Annotated in this window: 21 protein-coding genes; 8 read left to right on the top strand and 13 right to left on the bottom strand. The window is 72.4% G+C overall.

Features of this window, described 5'->3' with window-relative positions:
• Positions 1 to 16: 16 nt before the first annotated feature.
• The 8 genes from CPH93_RS23980 to CPH93_RS23945 form a co-directional block, all read right to left on the bottom strand.
• Positions 17 to 1,237: a sigma-70 family RNA polymerase sigma factor gene (locus CPH93_RS23980; RefSeq protein WP_096214034.1), complete on the bottom strand. Its 1,221-nt coding sequence runs from the start codon at positions 1,235 to 1,237 to the stop codon at positions 17 to 19.
• Between the two features lie 124 nt (positions 1,238 to 1,361).
• On the bottom strand, positions 1,362 to 3,278 hold the full coding sequence (gene dnaG, locus CPH93_RS23975; protein WP_093483096.1) for a DNA primase: 1,917 nt from the start codon (positions 3,276 to 3,278) through the stop codon (positions 1,362 to 1,364).
• Between the two features lie 123 nt (positions 3,279 to 3,401).
• A complete protein-coding gene (locus tag CPH93_RS23970) occupies positions 3,402 to 4,412 on the bottom strand; it encodes a threo-3-hydroxy-L-aspartate ammonia-lyase (RefSeq protein ID WP_096214033.1) in 1,011 nt (336 codons plus the stop codon).
• 9 nt (positions 4,413 to 4,421) lie between these two features.
• Positions 4,422 to 5,696, bottom strand: coding sequence for an NAD(P)/FAD-dependent oxidoreductase (locus CPH93_RS23965; protein WP_093483098.1), 1,275 nt, complete (start codon positions 5,694 to 5,696; stop codon positions 4,422 to 4,424).
• Positions 5,697 to 5,946: 250 nt separating this feature from the next.
• Entirely contained in the window at positions 5,947 to 7,260 is a 1,314-nt protein-coding gene (locus CPH93_RS23960) for a deoxyguanosinetriphosphate triphosphohydrolase (RefSeq protein ID WP_006605784.1), read from the bottom strand.
• Positions 7,257 to 8,228 (bottom strand): sirohydrochlorin chelatase, encoded by a 972-nt coding sequence (locus CPH93_RS23955; RefSeq protein ID WP_231976939.1) that lies wholly within the window; start codon positions 8,226 to 8,228, stop codon positions 7,257 to 7,259. The genes CPH93_RS23960 and CPH93_RS23955 overlap by 4 nt, the downstream gene beginning before the upstream one ends.
• 159 nt (positions 8,229 to 8,387) lie before the next feature.
• Positions 8,388 to 9,401, bottom strand: coding sequence for an adenosine deaminase (locus tag CPH93_RS23950; protein WP_093483099.1), 1,014 nt, complete (start codon positions 9,399 to 9,401; stop codon positions 8,388 to 8,390).
• 71 nt (positions 9,402 to 9,472) lie between these two features.
• A complete protein-coding gene (locus CPH93_RS23945; RefSeq protein WP_093483100.1) occupies positions 9,473 to 9,967 on the bottom strand; it encodes a gamma-glutamylcyclotransferase family protein in 495 nt (164 codons plus the stop codon).
• A gap of 149 nt (positions 9,968 to 10,116) precedes the next feature.
• On the opposite strand from CPH93_RS23945, the gene CPH93_RS23940 reads away from it, so the two are divergent.
• The gene (locus CPH93_RS23940; protein WP_093483101.1) at positions 10,117 to 10,818 is read left to right on the top strand and encodes a SanA/YdcF family protein; all 702 of its coding nucleotides are present in this window, start codon (positions 10,117 to 10,119) and stop codon (positions 10,816 to 10,818) included.
• A gap of 199 nt (positions 10,819 to 11,017) precedes the next feature.
• Here CPH93_RS23940 and CPH93_RS23935 read toward each other — a convergent pair whose 3' ends face one another.
• Together CPH93_RS23935 and cutA are read right to left on the bottom strand one after the other, a co-directional pair.
• Positions 11,018 to 11,986: a trypsin-like serine peptidase gene (locus CPH93_RS23935; protein WP_096214032.1), complete on the bottom strand. Its 969-nt coding sequence runs from the start codon at positions 11,984 to 11,986 to the stop codon at positions 11,018 to 11,020.
• Positions 11,987 to 12,017: 31 nt separating this feature from the next.
• Complete coding sequence (cutA, locus tag CPH93_RS23930) at positions 12,018 to 12,383, bottom strand: divalent-cation tolerance protein CutA (protein ID WP_006605778.1); 366 nt, start codon at positions 12,381 to 12,383, stop codon at positions 12,018 to 12,020.
• A gap of 268 nt (positions 12,384 to 12,651) precedes the next feature.
• On the opposite strand from cutA, the gene CPH93_RS23925 reads away from it, so the two are divergent.
• Both CPH93_RS23925 and CPH93_RS23920 read left to right on the top strand, forming a co-directional pair.
• Positions 12,652 to 13,026: a cupin gene (locus tag CPH93_RS23925; protein ID WP_096215568.1), complete on the top strand. Its 375-nt coding sequence runs from the start codon at positions 12,652 to 12,654 to the stop codon at positions 13,024 to 13,026.
• A gap of 82 nt (positions 13,027 to 13,108) precedes the next feature.
• On the top strand, positions 13,109 to 13,927 hold the full coding sequence (locus CPH93_RS23920; RefSeq protein ID WP_096215567.1) for a class I SAM-dependent methyltransferase: 819 nt from the start codon (positions 13,109 to 13,111) through the stop codon (positions 13,925 to 13,927).
• Positions 13,928 to 13,964: 37 nt separating this feature from the next.
• Here the strand turns inward: CPH93_RS23920 and CPH93_RS23915 are convergent, their stop codons facing one another.
• Positions 13,965 to 14,753: a sulfite exporter TauE/SafE family protein gene (locus CPH93_RS23915; protein WP_093483103.1), complete on the bottom strand. Its 789-nt coding sequence runs from the start codon at positions 14,751 to 14,753 to the stop codon at positions 13,965 to 13,967.
• Positions 14,754 to 15,232: 479 nt separating this feature from the next.
• Positions 15,233 to 15,994: an Ig-like domain repeat protein gene (locus CPH93_RS36925; protein WP_231976937.1), complete on the bottom strand. Its 762-nt coding sequence runs from the start codon at positions 15,992 to 15,994 to the stop codon at positions 15,233 to 15,235.
• Between CPH93_RS36925 and CPH93_RS36920 the strand changes: the two genes are divergently transcribed.
• The 3 genes from CPH93_RS36920 (at position 15,987) to CPH93_RS23905 (ending at position 17,405) form a co-directional block, all read left to right on the top strand.
• Positions 15,987 to 16,556: a hypothetical protein gene (locus tag CPH93_RS36920; RefSeq protein WP_231976936.1), complete on the top strand. Its 570-nt coding sequence runs from the start codon at positions 15,987 to 15,989 to the stop codon at positions 16,554 to 16,556. The two genes, CPH93_RS36925 and CPH93_RS36920, sit on opposite strands and share 8 nt — an antisense overlap.
• Before the next feature lie 254 nt (positions 16,557 to 16,810).
• On the top strand, positions 16,811 to 16,969 hold the full coding sequence (locus CPH93_RS36270; RefSeq protein WP_173909872.1) for a DUF7196 family protein: 159 nt from the start codon (positions 16,811 to 16,813) through the stop codon (positions 16,967 to 16,969).
• A 148-nt stretch (positions 16,970 to 17,117) separates the two neighbouring features.
• Complete coding sequence (locus CPH93_RS23905; protein ID WP_088797547.1) at positions 17,118 to 17,405, top strand: hypothetical protein; 288 nt, start codon at positions 17,118 to 17,120, stop codon at positions 17,403 to 17,405.
• On the opposite strand, the gene CPH93_RS23900 is transcribed toward CPH93_RS23905, so the two are convergent.
• Positions 17,369 to 17,689 carry a hypothetical protein gene (locus CPH93_RS23900; RefSeq protein WP_093483106.1) on the bottom strand — a complete coding sequence of 107 codons (321 nt, stop codon included), beginning with the start codon at positions 17,687 to 17,689 and terminating at the stop codon, positions 17,369 to 17,371. The two genes, CPH93_RS23905 and CPH93_RS23900, sit on opposite strands and share 37 nt — an antisense overlap.
• A 149-nt stretch (positions 17,690 to 17,838) precedes the next feature.
• Between CPH93_RS23900 and CPH93_RS23895 the strand changes: the two genes are divergently transcribed.
• Entirely contained in the window at positions 17,839 to 18,675 is an 837-nt protein-coding gene (locus tag CPH93_RS23895) for a helix-turn-helix domain-containing protein (RefSeq protein WP_093483107.1), read from the top strand.
• A complete protein-coding gene (locus tag CPH93_RS23890; protein WP_096214030.1) occupies positions 18,672 to 18,959 on the top strand; it encodes a DUF397 domain-containing protein in 288 nt (95 codons plus the stop codon). The genes CPH93_RS23895 and CPH93_RS23890 overlap by 4 nt, the downstream gene beginning before the upstream one ends.
• Position 18,960 lies beyond the last annotated feature (1 nt).

The following is an 18,960-nucleotide window of genomic DNA, read 5'->3' as shown; positions in this document are numbered from 1 at the left end:
CGGGGCCCTACGGGTGTCAGTCCAGGTAGCCGCGGAGCTGGTCGGCGAAGGCGTGGTCGCGGAGCTTGCCGAGGGTCTTGGACTCGATCTGCCGTATGCGTTCGCGGGTGACGCCGAAGATCCGGCCGATCTCCTCCAGGGTGCGCGGGCGGCCGTCGGCGAGGCCGTAGCGGAGCTGGACGACCTTGCGCTCGCGCTCGCCGAGGGTGGACAGGACCGCGTCGAGGTGCTCGCGGAGCAGCAGGAACGCGGCGGATTCGACGGGTGAGGCGGCGTCACCGTCCTCGATGAGGTCGCCGAGCGCGACGTCCTCCTCCCCCACGGGGGCGTGCAGCGAGACCGGCTCCTGGGCCAGCCGCAGCACCTCGGTGACGCGTTCCCCGGTCAGGCCGAGGTGGGCGGCGACCTCCTCGGGGGTGGGTTCGTAGCCGCGTTCCTGGAGCATCCGGCGCTGGACGCGCACCACGCGGTTGATCAGCTCGACGACATGGACCGGGACGCGGATGGTCCGGGCCTGGTCGGCCAGTGCGCGGGACATCGCCTGGCGGATCCACCAGGTGGCGTACGTGGAGAACTTGTAGCCGCGGGCGTAGTCGAACTTCTCGACGGCGCGGATCAGGCCGAGGTTGCCCTCCTGGACGAGGTCGAGCATGGTCAGCCCGCGGCCGACGTAGCGCTTGGCGACGGAGACCACCAGGCGCAGGTTGGACTCGATCAGGCGGCGCTTGGCCATCCGGCCCAGGACCACCAGCCGGTCGAGGTCGACGGCGAGCCGGGTGGAGAGGTCGGGGGTGTTGGTGAGCTTTTCCTCGGCGAAGAGACCGGCCTCGACGCGGCGGGCGAGCTCGACCTCCTCGGCGGCGGTGAGCAGCGGGATCCGGCCGATCTCGCGGAGGTACTGGCGGAAGAGGTCGGAGGACGGGCTGCCCGCCTCGGGGCGCGGCACCGGCTCCGGGGTGATCTCCTCGATGAGCATCTCGGCGGCGGGGGGTTCGGCCTGCTGCGGCACGGTGAGCGGTTCCTCGGCCGGATCCGTGAGCGGGTCTTCGGCGGCCGGCGCGTCGGCGAGGGTCTGGGTCTGCACGGGGGCGACCTCCAGGGTGATCGCTGCTGAGGCGGCAGAAAGGTCGGGCACGGTTGCGGCCGAGCCGCCGTCCGTCCCGTACATCAAGAGCGGTTCCGCGGGGGTTTCCGGTGGGGGACGTCCGGGACCGCCGCGCTCCGAGGACTCAGGCACCGCTTCTCAGTGTGGAGTACGACACACGCCTGCCACGAGGGGCGTGCGAGCACTTTTTGAGTCCGTTCTGTGACCGGACGGCTACCGCGGGGTGGGTGCGGGGGTGCTTAGGGGCGGGCCGGGGCTACAGGGCGGCGGCGCCGCGCTCCCGCAGGGTCTTGCCGTACTGCTGGAGGACCCACAGCTCCTGGAGCATGGCGGCGGAGCCCGCGTGGTCGCCCTGGGCCTCGCAGCGGCGGGCGGCGCCCTCCAGATCGGCGATCCGGGCGTCGACGGCGGCGATGCGGACGGTGGCCAACTGGACACCGGCATAGGCCTCGTCGGGATCCCGGCGGGTCAGCAGCGGTTCGACGGCGAGCTCGGTGACCAGGGCGCGGACGGCGTCGTCGGGGGCGGCCTCGCGCACCCTGGGGACGTAGGACTGGTCGGCGGCGCCGGCCGTGGCGCCGCCGGCCTCCTCGATGCACTGGCGGACCACGGCATAGGGCGGGGCGGTGAACTCATCGGCCCCGTAGGCGTCGAAGGCCGGGGAGACCAGGTCGGGGCGTTGCAGCGCGAGCTTGAGGAGCTCTCGCTCGACGCGGCGGGCGGGGCTGCGGAGGTTGAGCGCCGGGCCGCGCGGGGCGGCGGGGCGGGCCGGCTCGGGGGGTGCCGCCTGACCGCGGCGCTGCGGGCGGCCCTGGTCGGGGCTGCCGCCCTCGCGGCCGCGTTCGCGGGCCCAGCGGGCGAGCTGGCTGACCCGGCGGACGACGAACTGGGTGTCCAGGATGCCGAGCATGCCGGCGAGCTGGACGGCGGATTCGTGCTGGATGGAGCTGTTCTTGATGCGGGCGACGATGGGGGCGGCCTCGTCGAGGGCGGCGGCCCGGCCGACGGTGGTGTCGAGGTTGTGCCGGGACGCCACATGGCGCAGCGCGAACTCGAAGAGCGGGGTGCGGGACTCGACGAGGTCGGCGACGGCTTGATCGCCCTGGGCCAGCCGCAGATCGCAGGGGTCCATCCCGCCGGGGGTGATGGCGATGGAGGTCTCGGCGGCGAACTTCTGGTCGTCCTCGAAGGCGCGCAGGGCGGCCTTCTGGCCTGCGGCGTCGCCGTCGAAGGTGAAGACCACCTCGGAGCCGGAGTGGTCCATCAGCAGCCGGCGGAGGATCTTGATGTGGCCCTCGCCGAAGGACGTACCGCAGGTGGCGATGGCGGTGGTGACACCGGAGAGATGGCAGGCCATCACGTCCGTGTAGCCCTCGACGACCACCGCGCGGCTGGTCTTGGCGATCTCCTTCTTGGCGAGGTCGATGCCGTAGAGGACCTGGGACTTGCGGTAGATGGGGGTCTCGGGGGTGTTGAGGTACTTGGGGCCGTTGTCGTCGTCGCGGAGCTTGCGGGCGCCGAAGCCGACGACCTCGCCGGCGATATCGCGGATCGGCCACATCAGGCGGCCGCGGAAGCGGTCGATGGGGCCGCGGCGGCCCTCCTGGGAGAGGCCGGAGAGGACGAGCTCCTGGTCGCTGAAGCCGCGGCCGCGCAGGAAGCGGGTGAGGTGGTCCCAGCCGGCCGGGCTGTAGCCGACGCCGAAATGCTGGGCGGCGGACTGGTCGAAGCCGCGCCCGGCAAGGAACTTGCGGGCGATCTCGGCCTCGGTGCCGTCCAACTGGTCGACGTAGAACTGCGCGGCGGCCTTGTGCGCCTCGACCAGGCGGGTGCGCTCGCCCTGCTGGCGGCCGGGGGTGTAGCCGCCCTCCTCGTAGCGCAGGGTGATGCCGGCCTGGGAGGCGAGCCGCTCGATGGTCTCGGCGAAGGAGAGGTGGTCGATCTTCATGATGAAGTCGACGGTGTCGCCGCCCTCCTGGCAGCCGAAGCAGTGGTAGAGGCCCTTGGCCGGGCTGACGTGGAAGGACGGGGACTTTTCGTCGTGGAAGGGGCACAGGCCCTTGAGGTTGCCGCCGCCGGCGTTGCGGAGCTGGAGATACTCGGACACGACGGCGTCGATCGGGACCGCGTCCCGTACCGCCTTCACATCGTCATCGTTGATCCTGCCTGCCACGCGTGAATTCTACGGCCGGGGTCGGACAGTCCGGGCCGGGAGTCGTCCGGGAGCGGCGGGGGCGGGATCGGCGGGTGGCTATGGCGGGCGACTACGGCTCGGGCGGCGGGCGAAGCCGCCCCCTCACCCCAGTAGCTCCAGAAACCGCTCCACCCCCACGTTGCCGCCCGAGATGATCACGCCGACGCGGGGTGGCAGCGGGTCGATGCGGCCGGCGAGCAGGGCGGCCAGGGCGCTGGCGCCGCTGGGCTCGGTGACGATCTTCAGTCGTTCGAAGGCCAGCTTCATGGCCGCGCGGATCTCGTCGTCGCTGACCAGGACGACCGAGTCGAGCAGCCGCCGGTTGACGGCGAAGGTCAGCTCGCCGGGGCTCTCGACGGCCTGGCCGTCGGCGATGGTGCGCGGGACGGGGATGGTGACGGGGTGGCCGGCGGCCAGGGAGCGCCGGGTGTCGTCGCCGGCCGCCGGCTCCACGCCGATCATGCGGATGCCGGGGGCCAGGGCGGTGGCGGCGAGGGCCGAGCCGGCCATCAGCCCGCCGCCGCCGACCGGTGCGAGCAGCGCGTCCAGCGGGCCGGTCTCCTCGATCAGCTCCAGGGCGGCCGTGCCCTGGCCGGCGATGACGTGCGGATGGTCGTAGGGCGGGATCAGCGTGAGCCCGCGCTCCTCGGCGAGCTGCCGGCAGAGGACGTTGCGGTCGCCCGTGTAGCGGTCGTAGCGGACGATCTCGGCGCCGTATCCGGCGGTGGCGGCCACCTTCGACGCCGGCGCGTCCTCGGGCATCACGATGACGGCATGGCTGCCCAGCTCCCGGGCGGCCAGGGCGACGGCCTGGGCGTGGTTGCCGGAGGAGTAGGCGGCGACCCCACGGGCGAGCTGCTGCGCGGACAGCCGGGAGAGGGCGTTGTAGGCGCCGCGGAACTTGAAGGCGCCGACCCGCTGGAAGTTCTCGCACTTGAGGTGGATCTCGGCGCCGACCAGCGCGTCGAGGGTCCGGGAGCGCAGCACGGGCGTGCGGTGTGCCACGCCGGACAGCCGCCGCGCGGCGTCCCGGACGTCGTCGAACGTGACGACCGGGACGTCGGTGCTGCCGGGGCCGGTGGGACCGGTGGGGCCGTCGGGACTCGGTGTCATGGCCGCACGCTACGGGAGCAGCGCGGCCAGCGGAACCTCCGGATCGGCCAGTGCGCCGGGCGCCAACGGCGCGCCGGAACGGATCAGTTGCTGGATGGGCTCGGCGACGTCCCAGACGTTGACGTTCATCCCCGCCAGCAGCCGGCCGTCCGCGCCGAGCCAGAAGGCGATGAACTCCCGCTTGGCGACGTCCCCGCGGCAGACGACCTGGGCGTACGAGCCGGGCGGGGCGTAGCCGGAGTACTCCATGCCGACGTCGTACTGATCGGAGAAGAAGTACGGGATGCGGTCGTAGCTGACGTCCTGGCCGAGCATGGCGCGGGCCGCGGCCGGGCCGCCGTTGAGGGCGTTGGCCCAGTGTTCGACCCGCAGGCGGGTGTCCAGGAGCGGGGTGCCCTGGAGGGGGGCGGCGGCGACGTCGCCGGCGGCGTAGATGTACGGGTCGGAGGTGCGCAGGGCGGAGTCCACCGCGATGCCGCCGCCGGCGGCGCGGTCGACCAGGTCGAGCCCGGCCTGGTCGGCGAGGGCGGTGCGCGGGGCGGCGCCGATCGCGGCGAGCACGTCGTGGGCGGGGTGTTCCTCGCCGTCGTCGGTGCGGACGGCGAGGACCATGCCGTCCTGTCCGACGATCTCGGTGAGGCGGGCGCCGAAGTGGAAGCGGACGCCGTGTTCGCGGTGCAGATCGGCGAACAGGCCGCCGAGTTCGGGGCCCAGGACGCCGTGCAGCGGGGTCGGGGCGGCCTCGACGATGGTCACCTCGGCGCCGTACGAGCGGGCGGCGGCGGCGACCTCCAGGCCGATCCAGCCGGCGCCGGCGATCACGAGGTGGCCGTTGTCGCGGCCGAGGGAGGCCAGCACGCCGCGCAGCCGCTCGGCGTGGGCGAGACGGCGCAGGTGGTGCACGCCGGCCAGGCCGGTGCCGGGGATGTCCAGGCGGCGCGGTTCGGCGCCGGTGGCCAGCAGCAGCCGGTCGTAGACGATCAGGGTGCCGTCGCCGAGGCGCACCGTTTTGGCCTCGGGGTCCAGATGGACGGCGGGCTGGCCCAGGTGGAGCTCGATCTGTGCCTGGGCGTACCAGGCGGGTTCATGGACGAAGACGCTGTCGCGCTCCTCCTTGCCGAGCAGGTACCCCTTGGAGAGCGGGGGGCGCTCGTACGGGTGGTCGCGCTCGTCACAGATGAGGATCACCCGGCCGGTGAAGCCCTCCGAGCGGAGCGTCTCCGCGGCCTTCGCTCCGGCCAGGCCACCCCCGACGATGACGAACGTCTGGTGTGCGTCGACCACTTGCTTCCTCCTCGTTGCGGTGCCGTACGTCCGCGTCCGCGTCCGTAAACGCCCCCGATATACCCCCGGATTCCTCTCCCCCGTTGATGTACGGGGCGCCGCCGGGGTTCCCGTTCGCCGCCGATCGGGCGCTCCCGTGTGCCGTGGCCTGGGTTCGCTGTGCGCTGTTGTCAGGGTGCTCCGTTCGAAAACGGCCGGGTTCGAGCGTCCCGCACGGAGCGTGAGGGGGGAAGAGGGGCTTCCCCCAGGGTCACCCCCCGTTGCCCCTCCGGTAACCAGGCGGCCGGGTGAGACGGGCGTGCAGGGAGCGGGCCGAGGTGTCGGTCAGGGCCGCGATCTGGTCGATGACGGCACGCATCCGCGCGGTGTCGTCGGGGGCCGTGTCGAACAGTGAACGGAACTGGGGATCAAGGCCGTCGGGGGCGCGGGCGAGCAGCGCCTCGGCCAGTTCGGCGAGGACGACGCGCTGGTCGGCGCGGAGCACTTCCTGGTCCGGGCGCTGCATGACGAACCGGTCGGCGACCGCTTTCAAAACGGCGCATTCCAGCCGGGTTTCGTCCGGAACCACCAGCTCGGCGCCGTAACGGGTGAGCCGCCCGCTCCCCCACTGGGCCCGGGTGGCGGCCTCGGCCGCGAGGCAGAAGCGGCCGATCAGCTGGCTGGTGGCGTCCTTGAGGCGGGCCTGGGCGAGGGCGGAGCCGTCGTAGCCGTGCGGCCACCACTCCTGGTCCAGCAGGCGGTCCAGCGCCGCGGCCAGTTCCTCGGGGCCGGCGCCGGGCGCATAGCGCTCCCCGGCGACCGCGAAGATCTCGGCGCGCTCGGCGTCCGCGAGCAGGAGGTTGGGGTCCAGATGCCCGGCGTGCAGCCCGTCCTCGACGTCGTGCACGGAGTACGCCACGTCGTCGGACCAGTCCATGACCTGTGCCTCGAAGCTCTGTGCTCCGTCGGGGGCGCCCTGCCGGAACCACTCGAAGACCGGCACGTCGTCCGCGTAGACCCCGAACTTCCGGGACGCGGGGTCACCGGGGTGGGCGCCGCGCGGCCACGGGTACTTGGTGGCCGCGTCCAGGGCGGCGCGGCTGAGGTTCAGCCCGACGCTGACCGCCGTGCCGTCCGCGGCGGGCACGAACCGCTTGGGCTCCAGACGGGCCAGCAGCCGCAGCGACTGGGCGTTGCCCTCGAAGCCGCCGCAGGGACCGGCGACTTCGTTGAGGATCTGCTCGCCGTTGTGGCCGAAGGGCGGGTGGCCGAGGTCGTGCGCCAGACAGGCGGTCTCGACCAGGTCCGGGTCGCAGCCGAGGGCGGCGCCGAGTTCCCGGCCGACCTGGGCGCACTCCAGGGAGTGGGTCAGCCGGGTGCGCGGGGTGGCGTCCCAGGCGGGGGTGTGCCCGCCGGGGGTGACGACCTGGGTCTTGCCGGCCAGCCGGCGCAGCGCGGCGGAGTGCAGCACCCGGGCGCGGTCGCGCTGGAAGGCGGTGCGCCCCGGCCGTTTGTCGGGCTCGGTGACCCAGCGCTCGATATCGGCCGTGGTGTAGCCGGGGATGGTCGGTCGTGTGCCCGTCATACAGCGACGGTAGCCGCCCGGGTGCGCTCGGAGTCGGATCCGGTGCGTGCGAGCAGCGCCTGGTCGTAGCGGTGCAGTACGAGACGGGCGAGCGCGGGGTGGTCCCCCAGAGGTGCGGCGGCGATGCCGGGGGCGGCGTCGGCGCACCGGGTGGCGAAGCGGCCGGGGGCGGTGAAGCAGGCGGCCACGGCGAGGTCGTCGTGGCCGCGGGCGGTCAGCGCCCGGACCGCGTCGGCGACGGTGGGCGGGGTGCCGTCCGAAGCCGGCGCGGAGTGCGCGAAAGCGGGCTGGACGGGGAGGCCGCCGAGCCGGGCCGAGAGCAGCTGCGCGATGCGCGCCGTGTCCTGGGCGGACTGCGGGGACCGGGAGCCGGCCGCGGCCAGGACGACGGCGGTGCGCGGGCCGGGGTCCGGGGGGAAGCCGGCCTCCAGGAGGCGGCCGTGGAGCGCCTCGGCAAGGAGGGGGTGCGGCCCGAGGGGGGTGGCGATCCGGCCGGTCAGGTGGGGGGCGGCCGCCAGCGCGGCGGGCAGGTCGTGGGTGACGTGGTAGCCGCGGCCGAAGAGCAGCGGGACGAGGACGGCCTCGCCGCGCAGCTCGGCCAGGGTGTCGCTGAGCAGCGGCCGGTTCAGCTCGACGTGTCCGAGCCGTACGGGCAGGCCGGGACGGAGCGCCCGGACCCGGTCGAGCAGCGCCCGGACGGCGGGCAGGGCGCGGGGGTCACGGCTGCCGTGGGCGACGGCGACGAGGGTGGGGGCGGGCGGCTGCGGGCGGAAGCCGTGCAGCCGCACCCTGCTGAGCCGCCTGCTGAGCTGCACGGTGATCTCGGCGGCGAGCTCCCCCGTACCGAGGGGCACGGCGGAGCCGCAAGACACCGGCCGCCCCTCGGGGCGGTCGTCCGGGGCGGCCCGCTCCGGGCCGGGGGTGGCGGGGGCGGGACGGGAGGCGGAGTGCGGTATCGGCGCCGTCATACCGGGAGCCTGGCAGCGGGGCGTTGCGGCCTCGTTTCCCGGCCGCGACGTTCGTGTTCCGTCGGGCTGTCACCGGCCACGGCCCACCGGCCCGGGCGGGCGGCAGGGGCGTCCCGCGCCCTACCGCCCGCCCGCCGCCCGTCCCGCCACGGGGGCGCGTTACACCTGGTGCGCGTCCACTTCCCCCAGATAACGCTCACGGACCGCCTCATCGAGGAAGGAGGCGCGGAAGGAGTTGCGGGCCAGGGTGCGCAGGGTCTCCTGGTCGAGGCCGAGGGCGTCGCGTACGGCGCGGAAGTTGTCGTCCACGTAGCCGCCGAAGTAGGACGGGTCGTCGGAGTTGACGGTCACCAGCAGTCCGGCGTCCAGCATCGCGGGCAGCGGGTGGTCGGCGAGGTCGTCGATGACCCGCAGCCGGACGTTGGACAGCGGGCAGACGGTCAGCGGCACCTGGTCCGCCACCAGGCGGGCCACCAGCTGCGGGTCCTCCATGGAGCGCACCCCGTGGTCGATCCGGTCCACGCCGAGGACGTCCAGGGCCTCCCACACGTAGGCCGGCGGCCCCTCCTCCCCCGCGTGCGCCACGCACTTGAGCCCGGCCTCCCGCGCCCGCGCGAAAACCTCCCGGAACTTCGACGGCGGGTGCCCGACCTCGGCCGAGTCCAGGCCGACGGCGGTGATCCGGTGCAGGTACGGGCGGGCCGCCTCGAAGGTCGCCAGGGCCGACTCGGCGCTCTCGTCGCGCAGGAAGCACATGATCAGGCGGGTGCTGATGCCGTACGTCTCCTCGGCGGCGTCCAGCGCACGGGCCAGGCCGTCGATGACGGTGCCGATCGGGACGCCGCGGGCGGTGTGCGCCTGCGGGTCGAAGAAGATCTCGGCGTGGCGTACGCCCTGCTCCTCGGCGCGGGCCAGGTAGGCGTGCGCGAGGTCGGCGAAGTCGTCCTCGGTGCGCAGCACGGCCATCAGGGCGTAGTAGAGGTTCAGGAAGGACTGCAGGTCGGCGAAGGAGTAGGCGCGGCGCAGCGCGTCCTCGTCGGCGTAGGGCAGCTCGATGCCGTTGCGCCGGGCGAGCGCGAAGGCCAGCCCGGGCTCCAGAGTGCCCTCGATGTGCAGATGCAGCTCCGCCTTGGGCAGCGGCGCGGAGGAGGGAGCGGACGGGGAGGAAGGCACGCGGGTCACACCTGTTCTGCGGTACGGGAAGGGGCCTTTGGCCGGGAAAGCCGGGGAAGGAGTCGTCCAGGTTAGCCGGGGTCCGGCCGGTGGCCGTGGCGGCGCCCCGGGCCGGGCGGGTGCCGGGGATGTTCGGGCGGCCCCTCGCCCCGCCAGTCGCCGCCCGCCAGGGGGGTCGCGGTGGCGCGCAGCCGGGCGGCGAGCGGGGCGGCGGCCAGGTAGACCCAGGCGCTTACGGTGCGGCCGTCGGCGCGGACCGCTTCGGTGCGCACCCGCTCGTAGAGGTTGCCTCGGTCGCCGGGGACGTAGCCCTCCAGCCGGTCCAGGTCCGCGCACACCTCCTCGTAGTCGCCCTCGCGGGGCAGGACCAGGGCGCCGTGCACCACCGCATCGGCGGGCCCGGCCGTCGCGTACGGGAATCCGGGACCGTCGTAGAGCAGGGCGCCGCGGATGTGGGCCGGTTCCTCGGCCGCGGTCCGGCCGCGCAGGGTCCGGGCGTAGTTGGCCTCGCCGGGGCGCAGCGTTCCGTAGACGAAGAACGGCAGCCGCTCGGGCTCGGTGGTCATGGTGGTGGCTTCCTCTCCGGGACTACGGGATCCCCCGGCCACGATGCCAGGCCGCCGGTGCAACCACCGCCGCGCGCCCGGCGTCGCAGCCTGCAAGGCCGATCACGAACAGACATGCGAGCAACCACGCGAGCAGGGACGGGGCGCAGATGCGAGTACCGGAGCCGGTACGGCGGATACGGCAGGGGGTGCGGCGCCTGCGGCTGCCGCGGACCCGGCGGGGCCAACGCCGGACGTTCCAGGCCGTGGTGGCGCTGACGGTGCTCGCGCTGGCGCCGGCGACCTGGATGAACGCGACCGCGGGGCCGCGGGTGCACAGTGTGGCCGACGCGCCCGCCGCACCGGTCGCCATCGTCTTCGGCGCGGGCCTGTGGAAGGGCGAGCCGTCGCCGTATCTCGCACACCGGCTGGACGCGGCCGCCGCGCTGTACGAGCGGGGCACGGTCCGCGCGGTGCTGGTCACCGGCGACAACAGCCGGCGCGACTACGACGAGCCGGACGCGATGCGCGGCTATCTGCTGCGGCACGGCGTCCCGGCCCACCGGATCGTCAGTGACTATGCGGGCTTCGACACCTGGGACTCCTGCAGCCGCGCGCACCGGATCTTCGGTGTGGACCGGGCGGTGCTGGTCAGCCAGGGTTTCCACATCCGGCGGGCGCTGGCGCTGTGCGGGGCAGCCGGGGTCGACTCCTACGGGGTCGCCGTCGCCGCGAAGCACGATGTGACCTGGGCGTACGGCGGTGTCCGGGAGATCTTCGCGGCCGGGAAGGCGTCGGCGGAGGCGTTGCTGCGGCCCGATCCGCACTTCCTCGGGCCGCGCGAGAAGGGGGTGACGGAGGCGCTGCGGTAGCGCCTCCGTCACCCCCTGGACGAGTAAGTCCTATCTCCCTTCGTCCGCCCGTAGGGCGGGGCCCGCGGCGTCTGGTGCGTGCGATCGCAAGGCGGAGGGTCTTCCCGGTACTGGGTGTACCGGGAAGATCCCGACAACGCAGCGAGCGTGCGTGCCAGACGCCGCGGGCCAGAAGGGAGATAGGACTTACTCGTCTAGCTCACCCCTGGGTCGCCCGGGCGTAGAGGCTGAGGATCTTCGTCCCGAAGTACGGGCTGTAGCTGGTCCTGTCGTTGTCCGGGCCCTTGGGACCACCGCCGTTGAGCCCGCCGATCAGGCCGATGACCCGGCCGGTGTGGCTCTGCTCGTCGTAGTCGGTCAGCCAGGGGCTGCCGGAGGTGCCGCCGTAGAACCCGCCGCACGACATGCGCAGTTCGCGGGTTCCGGTCAGCCGCTCGGTGCGGGTGGCGCAGCGCACCGCCCGGTCCGCGGGGTCGTTGCGGACGTTCGGGTAGCCGATGACGGTGACGTCGTTGCCGTAACCGGGTGTCGGGGTGAGGGTGTTGCCGCCGGTGACGTCCTCGATGCGGCGGCCGTCGTCGTCGGCCGCGACGGTGGCGAAGGCGAAGTCGAGGTCCGCCCCGTCGCCGGTGGTCCCGCGGCCGGGGTAGGCGAAGGTGTCGTCTATCGCCCACACGCCGTACGGCTGGGTGGTCGCGCCGGAACGATACTGCGGGACGAAAGCGGCACGGCTGCCCGGATTGCAGTGCCCGGCGGTGAGGATCAGATTGCCGTGCGGGCTGTGCACCACGCTGGCGGTGCAGTGGTGCGCGCGGGCGTCCCCGTCGACGGAGAACAGCACGCCGACGGACGGGATGCCGTCGAAGTGCCGTGCGGTAGCGGCGCGTTGGCCGGCGGCCGGGGCCGACCGGGCCGTCATGGCGGAGCCCTGGGAATTGGGCCCGGCGGGCGCCGCGGCCGCCATGCGCTCGGCCGTCCAGTAGGCGGCGGCGTCCCGGCTGGTCCAGCCGGCGTCCGTGGCGGGGCTCTTGGCCTTCGGCGCCTCGTGCCGGGCGCCGTCGACCGCATGACCGAAGGGAGCGGCGGCCAGGCACACCGCGAGGCCGAGTGCGGCCGTCGCGCCCCTGCGCCACCGGCGGTTGCGCCGCCGCTGCTCGGCTCGCGTCATCTCGTGGTTCCCCGTGTGGTCTCTTTGCACGTCAGCTCGTCTCCTTGGTGACCCACGACAGATAGCCGGCGCCACCGCGGGTGACGGGGGTGGCGATGATCTCCGGGGTGTCGTAGTCGTGGGCGTCGAGGAGATAGGCCTCCAGCGCGTCGTAGCGCGCCTCGGCCGTCTTGAAGAGCACCTGCCACTCCTGGCCGGTCTCGACCGCGTTGTCCCAGCGGAACACCGAGGTCACCGGGGCGCTGATCTGTGCGCAGGCGGCGAGCCTGCCCTCGATGGCGCCGCGGGCCAGTTGCGCGGCCTTGGCTTCGCTGTCGATGGTGGTCATGACGGTCAGGAACCGGGCCTGCCGCCCGGTGGGGTCGGGCACGTCGTTCAGGGCACTCGGGTCGGCCACGTTGCGCATCCTTCGCGGTGGGGGGACGGGACGGTGGGGCCGCATCGGACAAGCACGCCTGTCCGATGGCGCTGGACCGCAATGCATCGTACGGACCGAGATGATCATCCCGTAAGTGACTTGGCCCGCTCGGCTCGGGTATGCACCCGGACGCCCGCCCCGCGGAGGTCCGGCCCGCCCCGCGAACTCCCCGGTTGCGCGGCCCCGTGCACCGGCAACGATGGAAGGGGAGCCCGGCCCGCCGGTCCGCACGCGAAAGGCCCGCATCATGGACGACCTCAGCGCACTCGCCCGTCAGCAGCTCGACGACGCCAGGGCCTCCGCCCACGGGCGCAGCGGCCATCTCTTCCTGCACGACGGCCCGCTGCGGCAGAGCGTGATCGCGATCATCGCCGGCACCGCACTCGACGAGCACAACACCCCTCCGGCCGCCAGCCTTCAGGTACTTCACGGGCGGGTCCGGGTGACCGGGTCCGGCGGCGGCCAGGAACTGACGGCTGGTCAGGTCGCGATGAGCCCGCGCGAGCGGAACGGCCTGCTGGCCCTCGACGACGCGGCGGTGCTGCTGACGGCCGTCACGGAGATACCGGACCGGGACCACCGGAGGGGGGCGACGGCGACGGTGGGGGCGGCCCGGAAGTAGCGGAACGGATGCCCAGGCCCGGGCCCGGAGCTTCCCAGTCTTCACGTTTTTCTGAATGTTATGTACTCTCGCGAGTATGACCATGACCAGCCCGCGTGCGAAGGTGCAGCTGACCGGCGAGAAGGAAACCCTCCTCGCCACGCTCTACGGCCGCGCGGTCGACAGCCGTGCGAAGGACCCGATCCTCGGGGACCCGACGGCCGCCGACACCGTGCGACGGCTCGACTACGACTTCACGAAGATGCGGATCGGCCCCGCCGATGCCGCCGGAATCGCCCTGCGCGCCCGGCAGTTGGACGTCTGGACGGCGGACTTCCTCGCCCGGCACGAGGAGGCGACGGTGGTCCACCTGGGCTGCGGCCTCGACAGCCGCGTCCACCGGCTCGACCCGGGTCCGGGGGTGCGGTGGTACGACATCGACTACCCCGAGGTCATCGCGCTGCGGCGGGAGCTCTATCCGGAGCGCGCGGGCTACACGGCCCTCGCCTCGTCGGTGACCGACCCGGAATGGCCGGCGCGGATTCCGGCGGACCGGCCGACGATGGTCGTGGCCGAGGGCCTGTTGATGTATCTGACCGAGGCGGACGGCAGTGCGCTGCTGCGCCGGCTGATCGCCCACGCACCGCGCGGTGAGCTGGCCTTCGACGCCTTCAGCCGGTTCGCGATCCGCAGCCAGCGGATCAACCGCGTCGTCGTGGCGGCCGGTGCGCGGCTGTACTGGGGCACGGACGCGGCGGGCCTCGCGCGGCTGAGCCCGGAGCTGACGATCGTCGAGAGCGTCAGCGCCCTGGAGCTCCCGGGGACCGGGAAACTGCCGGCCCGCTACCGCCTGGCGGCCCGGGCGCTGGCGAAGGTGCCCGCGGTGCGGGACATGGCGCGGCTCTACCACTGCCGGTTCTGAGCGGGGCGACCCGCGGCGGGACCGGCCGGCGGCCGGTTCAGCCCGCCAGCCACTGGTCGTAGACCAGCTTGCACAGCAGGGCGACGACCACGACCACCAGCACCCCGCGGACGAAGCCCGCCCCGCGCTTGAGCGCCATCCGGGCACCCACCATCCCGCCGGCGAGGTTGAACAGTGCGAGCACGGCGCCGAGTTGCCACAGCACGGTGCCCTGGAGCGAGAACATCGTCAGCGCGCCGATGTTGGTGCAGACGTTGATGACCTTGGCGGTGGCCGAGGCGGTGACCAGGTCCATGTGCAGCAGCGCGGCGAGCGCGAGGATCAGGAACGCCCCGGTCCCGGGCCCGATCAGGCCGTCGTAGAAACCGATGCCCAGGCCCGCGACGAGGACGGCCGCCAGCACGCGCCGGGCGGAGACCGGGCCCGAGGGCGCGGGCGCGGTGCCGAAGGCCGGGCGGAGGAGGACGAAGACGAGCACCGCGAGCAGCACGGCCATGATCAGTGGGCGCAGCACCGCGCTGTTGATGCCCGCCGCGAAGAACGCCCCGCCCAGCGAACCGGCCATCGCCGCCAGTCCGATCCGCAGCGCCGTCCGGACGTCGATCGGGGCCTTGCGGACGTAGGTGACCGCGGCCGCGGTGGTGCCGACGATGGCGGTGGACTTGTTGGTGGCGAGCACGTAGGCGGCCGGCGTGTGCGGGAGGCCGACCAGCAGCGCCGGGAGCAGCAGCAGTCCACCGCCGCCCACGACGGCATCGATCCAGCCCGCCGCGAGGGCGGCCAGCGCGAGCAGGGTCAGGGTGAACAGCGATATATCAGCGGGCACCAGGTGATCTTAAGGACCGCGCCCGCCCGCGCCGGGGGCATTTTCGGCCGTCGGACCGCGGAAGCATGCCGCCAATTACCGGGCGGACCAGCGGCGTTGCGGCCGGGGGCTGGTACCCGCAACCGAAGTGCGCTGCGCCAATCGGGCGAATTGGCGCGCCAACTGTGGTGCGTCGTCCGGCCGGTCACTTCAATCGGTGCTACCGACGGTGGGGTGCCCATCCCCTGTCGGGGGACCAGGGACGACTGCCGTCATGCGGCAATTCCGTCCTGTTCTTCAGGGCACCCCCGACAGGTGAGCATGTGCGGAGGTTTCCTTTTCTCTGGCGTGCCGCAGCCCCCACCTCCTTCGTGGAGCCTTCGAAAGGGGCTGTCCAACATGGCACTCACCCTCACCCTCACCCCCTCAACCGTTGCGGCAGGCGGGTCTTTCACAGCAACGGCTGCCGGTGCCACATCGGGAGAGTTGATCACCTTCACCTACGACGCGGCAGTGCCAGTAGTAGTGGCCGCTGACGGCGCGGGTAATGCGTCCGCCACCTTCACGGCGACCACCACGGGACCGGTGGCTGCCGTCGGTCCGCTCAGTGGGGCAGCTGTAGCGACGCTGACCGTCAGCGCGGGACCGAGCTGCGTGGTCACGCTGACCTCCGCGCCCGCCAGCCCGGTCGCCGCCGGCACGCCGGTGACCTTCACCGCCACCGTCACCTGCAGCGGCGCCCCCGTCGTGGGCGCGACAGTCCTCTTCACCACCCCAAGCGGCCCGATCGGAGTCGGCGTCACCGGGGCCACCGGCACCGCCACCACGACCACCAGCCTGCTGCCCCCCGGCACCACCACCGTCACGGCCACGGTTGCTGCTGCCACCACCACCTGCTCGTGCATCGGCGTGAGCGCGACCACGACCGTGACCGTCACCGCGCCGCCGAGCTGCGTGGTCACGCTGACCTCCGCGCCCGCCAGCCCGGTCGCCGCCGGCACGCCGGTGACCTTCACCGCCACCGTCACCTGCAGCGGCGCCCCCGTCGTGGGCGCGACAGTCCTCTTCACCACCCCAAGCGGCCCGATCGGAGTCGGCGTCACCGGGGCCACCGGCACCGCCACCACGACCACCAGCCTGCTGCCCCCCGGCACCACCACCGTCACGGCCACGGTTGCTGCTGCCACCACCACCTGCTCGTGCATCGGCGTGAGCGCGACCACGACCGTGACCGTCACCGCGCCGCCGAGTTGCGTGGTCACGCTGACCTCCGCGCCCCCCAGCCCGGTCGCCGCCGGCACGCCGGTGACCTTCACCGCCACCGTCACCTGCAGCGGCGCCCCCGTCGTGGGCGCGCTGGTCCTGTTCACCACCCCAAGCGGCCCGATCGGAGTCGGCGTCACCGGGGCCACCGGCACCGCCACCACGACCACCAGCCTGCTGCCCCCCGGCACCACCACCGTCACGGCCACCGTGATCGCCGCCACCACCCCCTGCACCTGCATCGGCGTCTCCGCGACCACGACCGTGACCGTGGGCTCGGCGGCGGTGCTCACGGCGCAGCCGGCCTGCTACCGGCTGGACCTCACCACACTGACCGCCCAGGCCACGTTCACTGCGACGGGCGCGACGCCGGGTTCGACGGTCACGTTCCACCTGGGCACCGGGCCCAACGGACCCGTGGCGTGCACCGCCGTGGCCAACGCGAGCGGCGTCGCCACCTGCACGGCCACCCTCAGCCTCTTCCAGCTGATCTTCGTCACCTACACCGCGACCAGCGGGTCGCAGTCCTCCACCAGCACCCTGGGGCCCTGCCTCTCCTGACCCCCCCGGCGCGCATGCGGCACAGCCAACAGCGTGCCGTCGCCCGCCTGAACCCGTAAAACCGGCCCAGGGCTGCTGAGCGGCTCGGCAACACAGCCGTCCCCCGTAACGCAACTACGGGGGACGGCTGTAGGGCCACAAGGATAGGCCCTGCGGCACGGTGGCACGCCGGGTTGAGCCCGGGACGCGCCTCGGGCCCACAGGTCACGCGACGAGGGACCCCTCGCAAAAGAGAGACACAGAAGGAGTGCGACATGGGCTGCAATTGCGGCGGCGGCGCCCGTCCGACAGTCACCGTCTACCAGTTGAACCTGCCCGACGGCACCGCGCGCCAGTTCTACACCTGGCAAGAGGCCGAGGCCGCCAACCAGCGAGCGGGCGGCGTCGGCAGCATCATCGTCATCAATCAGTAGCGGAATTCGCCTACCGAGGCCGCCGTCTTCCCCCCCCAGCGGATCGGAAAAACGGCCGGCCTCGGCACTCAATGAACGCCACGCGCCGACCCGAGAGACGACCACCACTCCTTCTCGGACCACTCACGGTGAGAGGACGCACTCCCCCATGAGCCTTTTGGAGTTTCTGCTTTCCCTCGGCGCCACGTGCCGCCTCACCCGATTCATCACCAAGGACACTCTCGCCGGGGGTTTCCGCTCCTGGATCGCCGACCGTTTCGGCGATGACTCCAAACCGTCCTATCTGGTCAGTTGCAGCTGGTGTACGAGCATCTGGGTGGCCGCCGCCATGACCGCCCTTACGCAATGGGCCGGCGGCACCGTCGCCCTGCAGCTCACCACCACCGCCCTGTCGCTCTCCTACCTCGCCGGGCTCGCTTCGCGCTGGCTCGACTGATCGTCACAGCAGCACAGGCGCGCACCCCGGCTCGTCGCGACCCGGTGCACCTCGACCAGCGCCTCGGTCAGCTCGACGGCCAGCAGCTGAAGCTCCCCGGACGTCCACCCGCGTGCCGCGAAGAGGCACTGCGCTTCGGCGATGAGATCGAGGGCCGAGGCGAGCTGTTCCGCCTCGACGGCGTCGGCGACACGGGCCACGTACCCGGTCCCGTCGCTCACCAGAAAGCACGGCTTCCCGTCCGGACTCGACCACGGCAGCAGCCGCGCGACAGGGTCGGTCATCCCCTCAACTCCCTTACCGATGGACACCTGGTGTAGTCAATTCGTCACTGAAACAACGCAACGGGCAATAGAATCGGGGTGCTTGAGGCAGTAGGACTCAAGCCTGCGACCTGCTGCGCCCTGGGCGCGCGCTCACATCACAAGAGGTCATGGCGTTGGACGAGACGACCCCACCCGAGCACTTGAATCCGCTCCAGCGATTCGGTCGCGATGTCAGACAGGTACGTCTGGCCCGCAAGCTCACCCAGAAGCATCTGGGCACGGCCACGGGCTACTCCGAGGGTTACGTCAGCAAGGTCGAATCCGGCACGATGCTGCCCAGACCGAGCCAGAAGTTCGCCAAGGGCTGCGACACCGTCTTCGGCACGGGCGAGCTGTTCGCCGGCCTGCTGCGCCGGATCGACGAAGGGGACCACCCGAGTTGGTTCGTTCCGTACCTGAATTTGGAGCGGAAGGCTGCGCGGGTACTGGCCTACTCGGCAAGCGTTGTGTTGGGCCTCCTCCAGACAGACGACTATGCGCGAGCCATCTTCCAGGGGTACTTCTCACGCGGAAACGAGGAGGCCATCGAAGCCAAGGTGGCCGCCCGTCTGCGGCGCCGTGACGTGTTCGACCTGGAAACCCCGCCGTTCCTGTGGACCATCCTTGACGAGGCGTCACTGCGAACTGTCGTGGGAGGCCGGGAGGTCATGGCCGGGCAGCTTGAGTACCTGTTGACAGTGGCAGCGTCACCGAACGTCAAGCTTCAGATCATGCCCTTTTCGGCGGGTGCTCCGGCGGCATCCACAAAGCCGTTCATTGTGCTGCGTTTCACGGACGCCCCCACGGTGCTCTACACCGAGACGCGGGTAGGTGGCAGGATGCACGACTCCGCACAAACGGTCGACGCAGCCTTGGACGATTATGATCTGCTCAGGGCGCACGCGTTGTCCCCGGACCGGTCAGTCACCCTGATCAAGACTCTGTTGAAGGAGTACCGCGCATGAGAGCCGACCTGGATCTCGTCGGAGCCGTGTGGGTCAAGTCGTCCTACAGCGATGGCGATGGCGGCCAATGCATTGAGTTCTCACGCGGCTTCACGTGGATCAAGTCGTCCTACAGCGACGCCAACGGCGGCGAATGTGTCGAGTTCTCCCCCGCCCTCATCCAGGTCCACGGCGTCGTCCCCGTCCGCGACTCCAAGAACCCCGACGGCCCGGCGCTCGTCTTCCCAGCCGGTGGCTGGTCGTCGTTCATAGCTGCCGTGAGGGGCGGGGAGTTCTCCGCCTGAC

Source organism: Streptomyces sp. 2323.1 (assembly GCF_900221035.1).
In the GTDB taxonomy this organism is placed as follows: Bacteria; Actinomycetota; Actinomycetes; order Streptomycetales; family Streptomycetaceae; genus Streptomyces; species Streptomyces sioyaensis.
The sequence above is the reverse complement of the archived record's forward strand: the minus strand, read 5'-3'. Positions and strand labels throughout refer to the sequence as shown.

Bases quoted from the DNA above. Each gene is read 5' to 3' on its own strand.
- CPH93_RS23920 (WP_096215567.1), top strand. From the start codon at position 13,109: ATGACCAGCCCGCGTGCGAAGGTGCAGCTGACCGGCGAGAAGGAAACC.
- CPH93_RS23960 (WP_006605784.1), bottom strand. From the start codon at position 7,260: ATGACGGGCACACGACCGACCATCCCCGGCTACACCACGGCCGATATC.
- CPH93_RS23925 (WP_096215568.1), top strand. From the start codon at position 12,652: ATGGACGACCTCAGCGCACTCGCCCGTCAGCAGCTCGACGACGCCAGG.
- CPH93_RS23945 (WP_093483100.1), bottom strand. From the start codon at position 9,967: ATGACCACCGAGCCCGAGCGGCTGCCGTTCTTCGTCTACGGAACGCTG.
- CPH93_RS23900 (WP_093483106.1), bottom strand. From the start codon at position 17,689: ATGACCGACCCTGTCGCGCGGCTGCTGCCGTGGTCGAGTCCGGACGGG.
- CPH93_RS23955 (WP_231976939.1), bottom strand. From the start codon at position 8,228: ATGACGGCGCCGATACCGCACTCCGCCTCCCGTCCCGCCCCCGCCACC.
- CPH93_RS23890 (WP_096214030.1), top strand. From the start codon at position 18,672: ATGAGAGCCGACCTGGATCTCGTCGGAGCCGTGTGGGTCAAGTCGTCC.
- CPH93_RS23970 (WP_096214033.1), bottom strand. From the start codon at position 4,412: ATGACACCGAGTCCCGACGGCCCCACCGGTCCCACCGGCCCCGGCAGC.
- CPH93_RS23940 (WP_093483101.1), top strand. From the start codon at position 10,117: ATGCGAGTACCGGAGCCGGTACGGCGGATACGGCAGGGGGTGCGGCGC.
- CPH93_RS23895 (WP_093483107.1), top strand. From the start codon at position 17,839: ATGGCGTTGGACGAGACGACCCCACCCGAGCACTTGAATCCGCTCCAG.
- CPH93_RS23935 (WP_096214032.1), bottom strand. From the start codon at position 11,986: ATGACGCGAGCCGAGCAGCGGCGGCGCAACCGCCGGTGGCGCAGGGGC.
- CPH93_RS23905 (WP_088797547.1), top strand. From the start codon at position 17,118: ATGAGCCTTTTGGAGTTTCTGCTTTCCCTCGGCGCCACGTGCCGCCTC.
- CPH93_RS36270 (WP_173909872.1), top strand. From the start codon at position 16,811: ATGGGCTGCAATTGCGGCGGCGGCGCCCGTCCGACAGTCACCGTCTAC.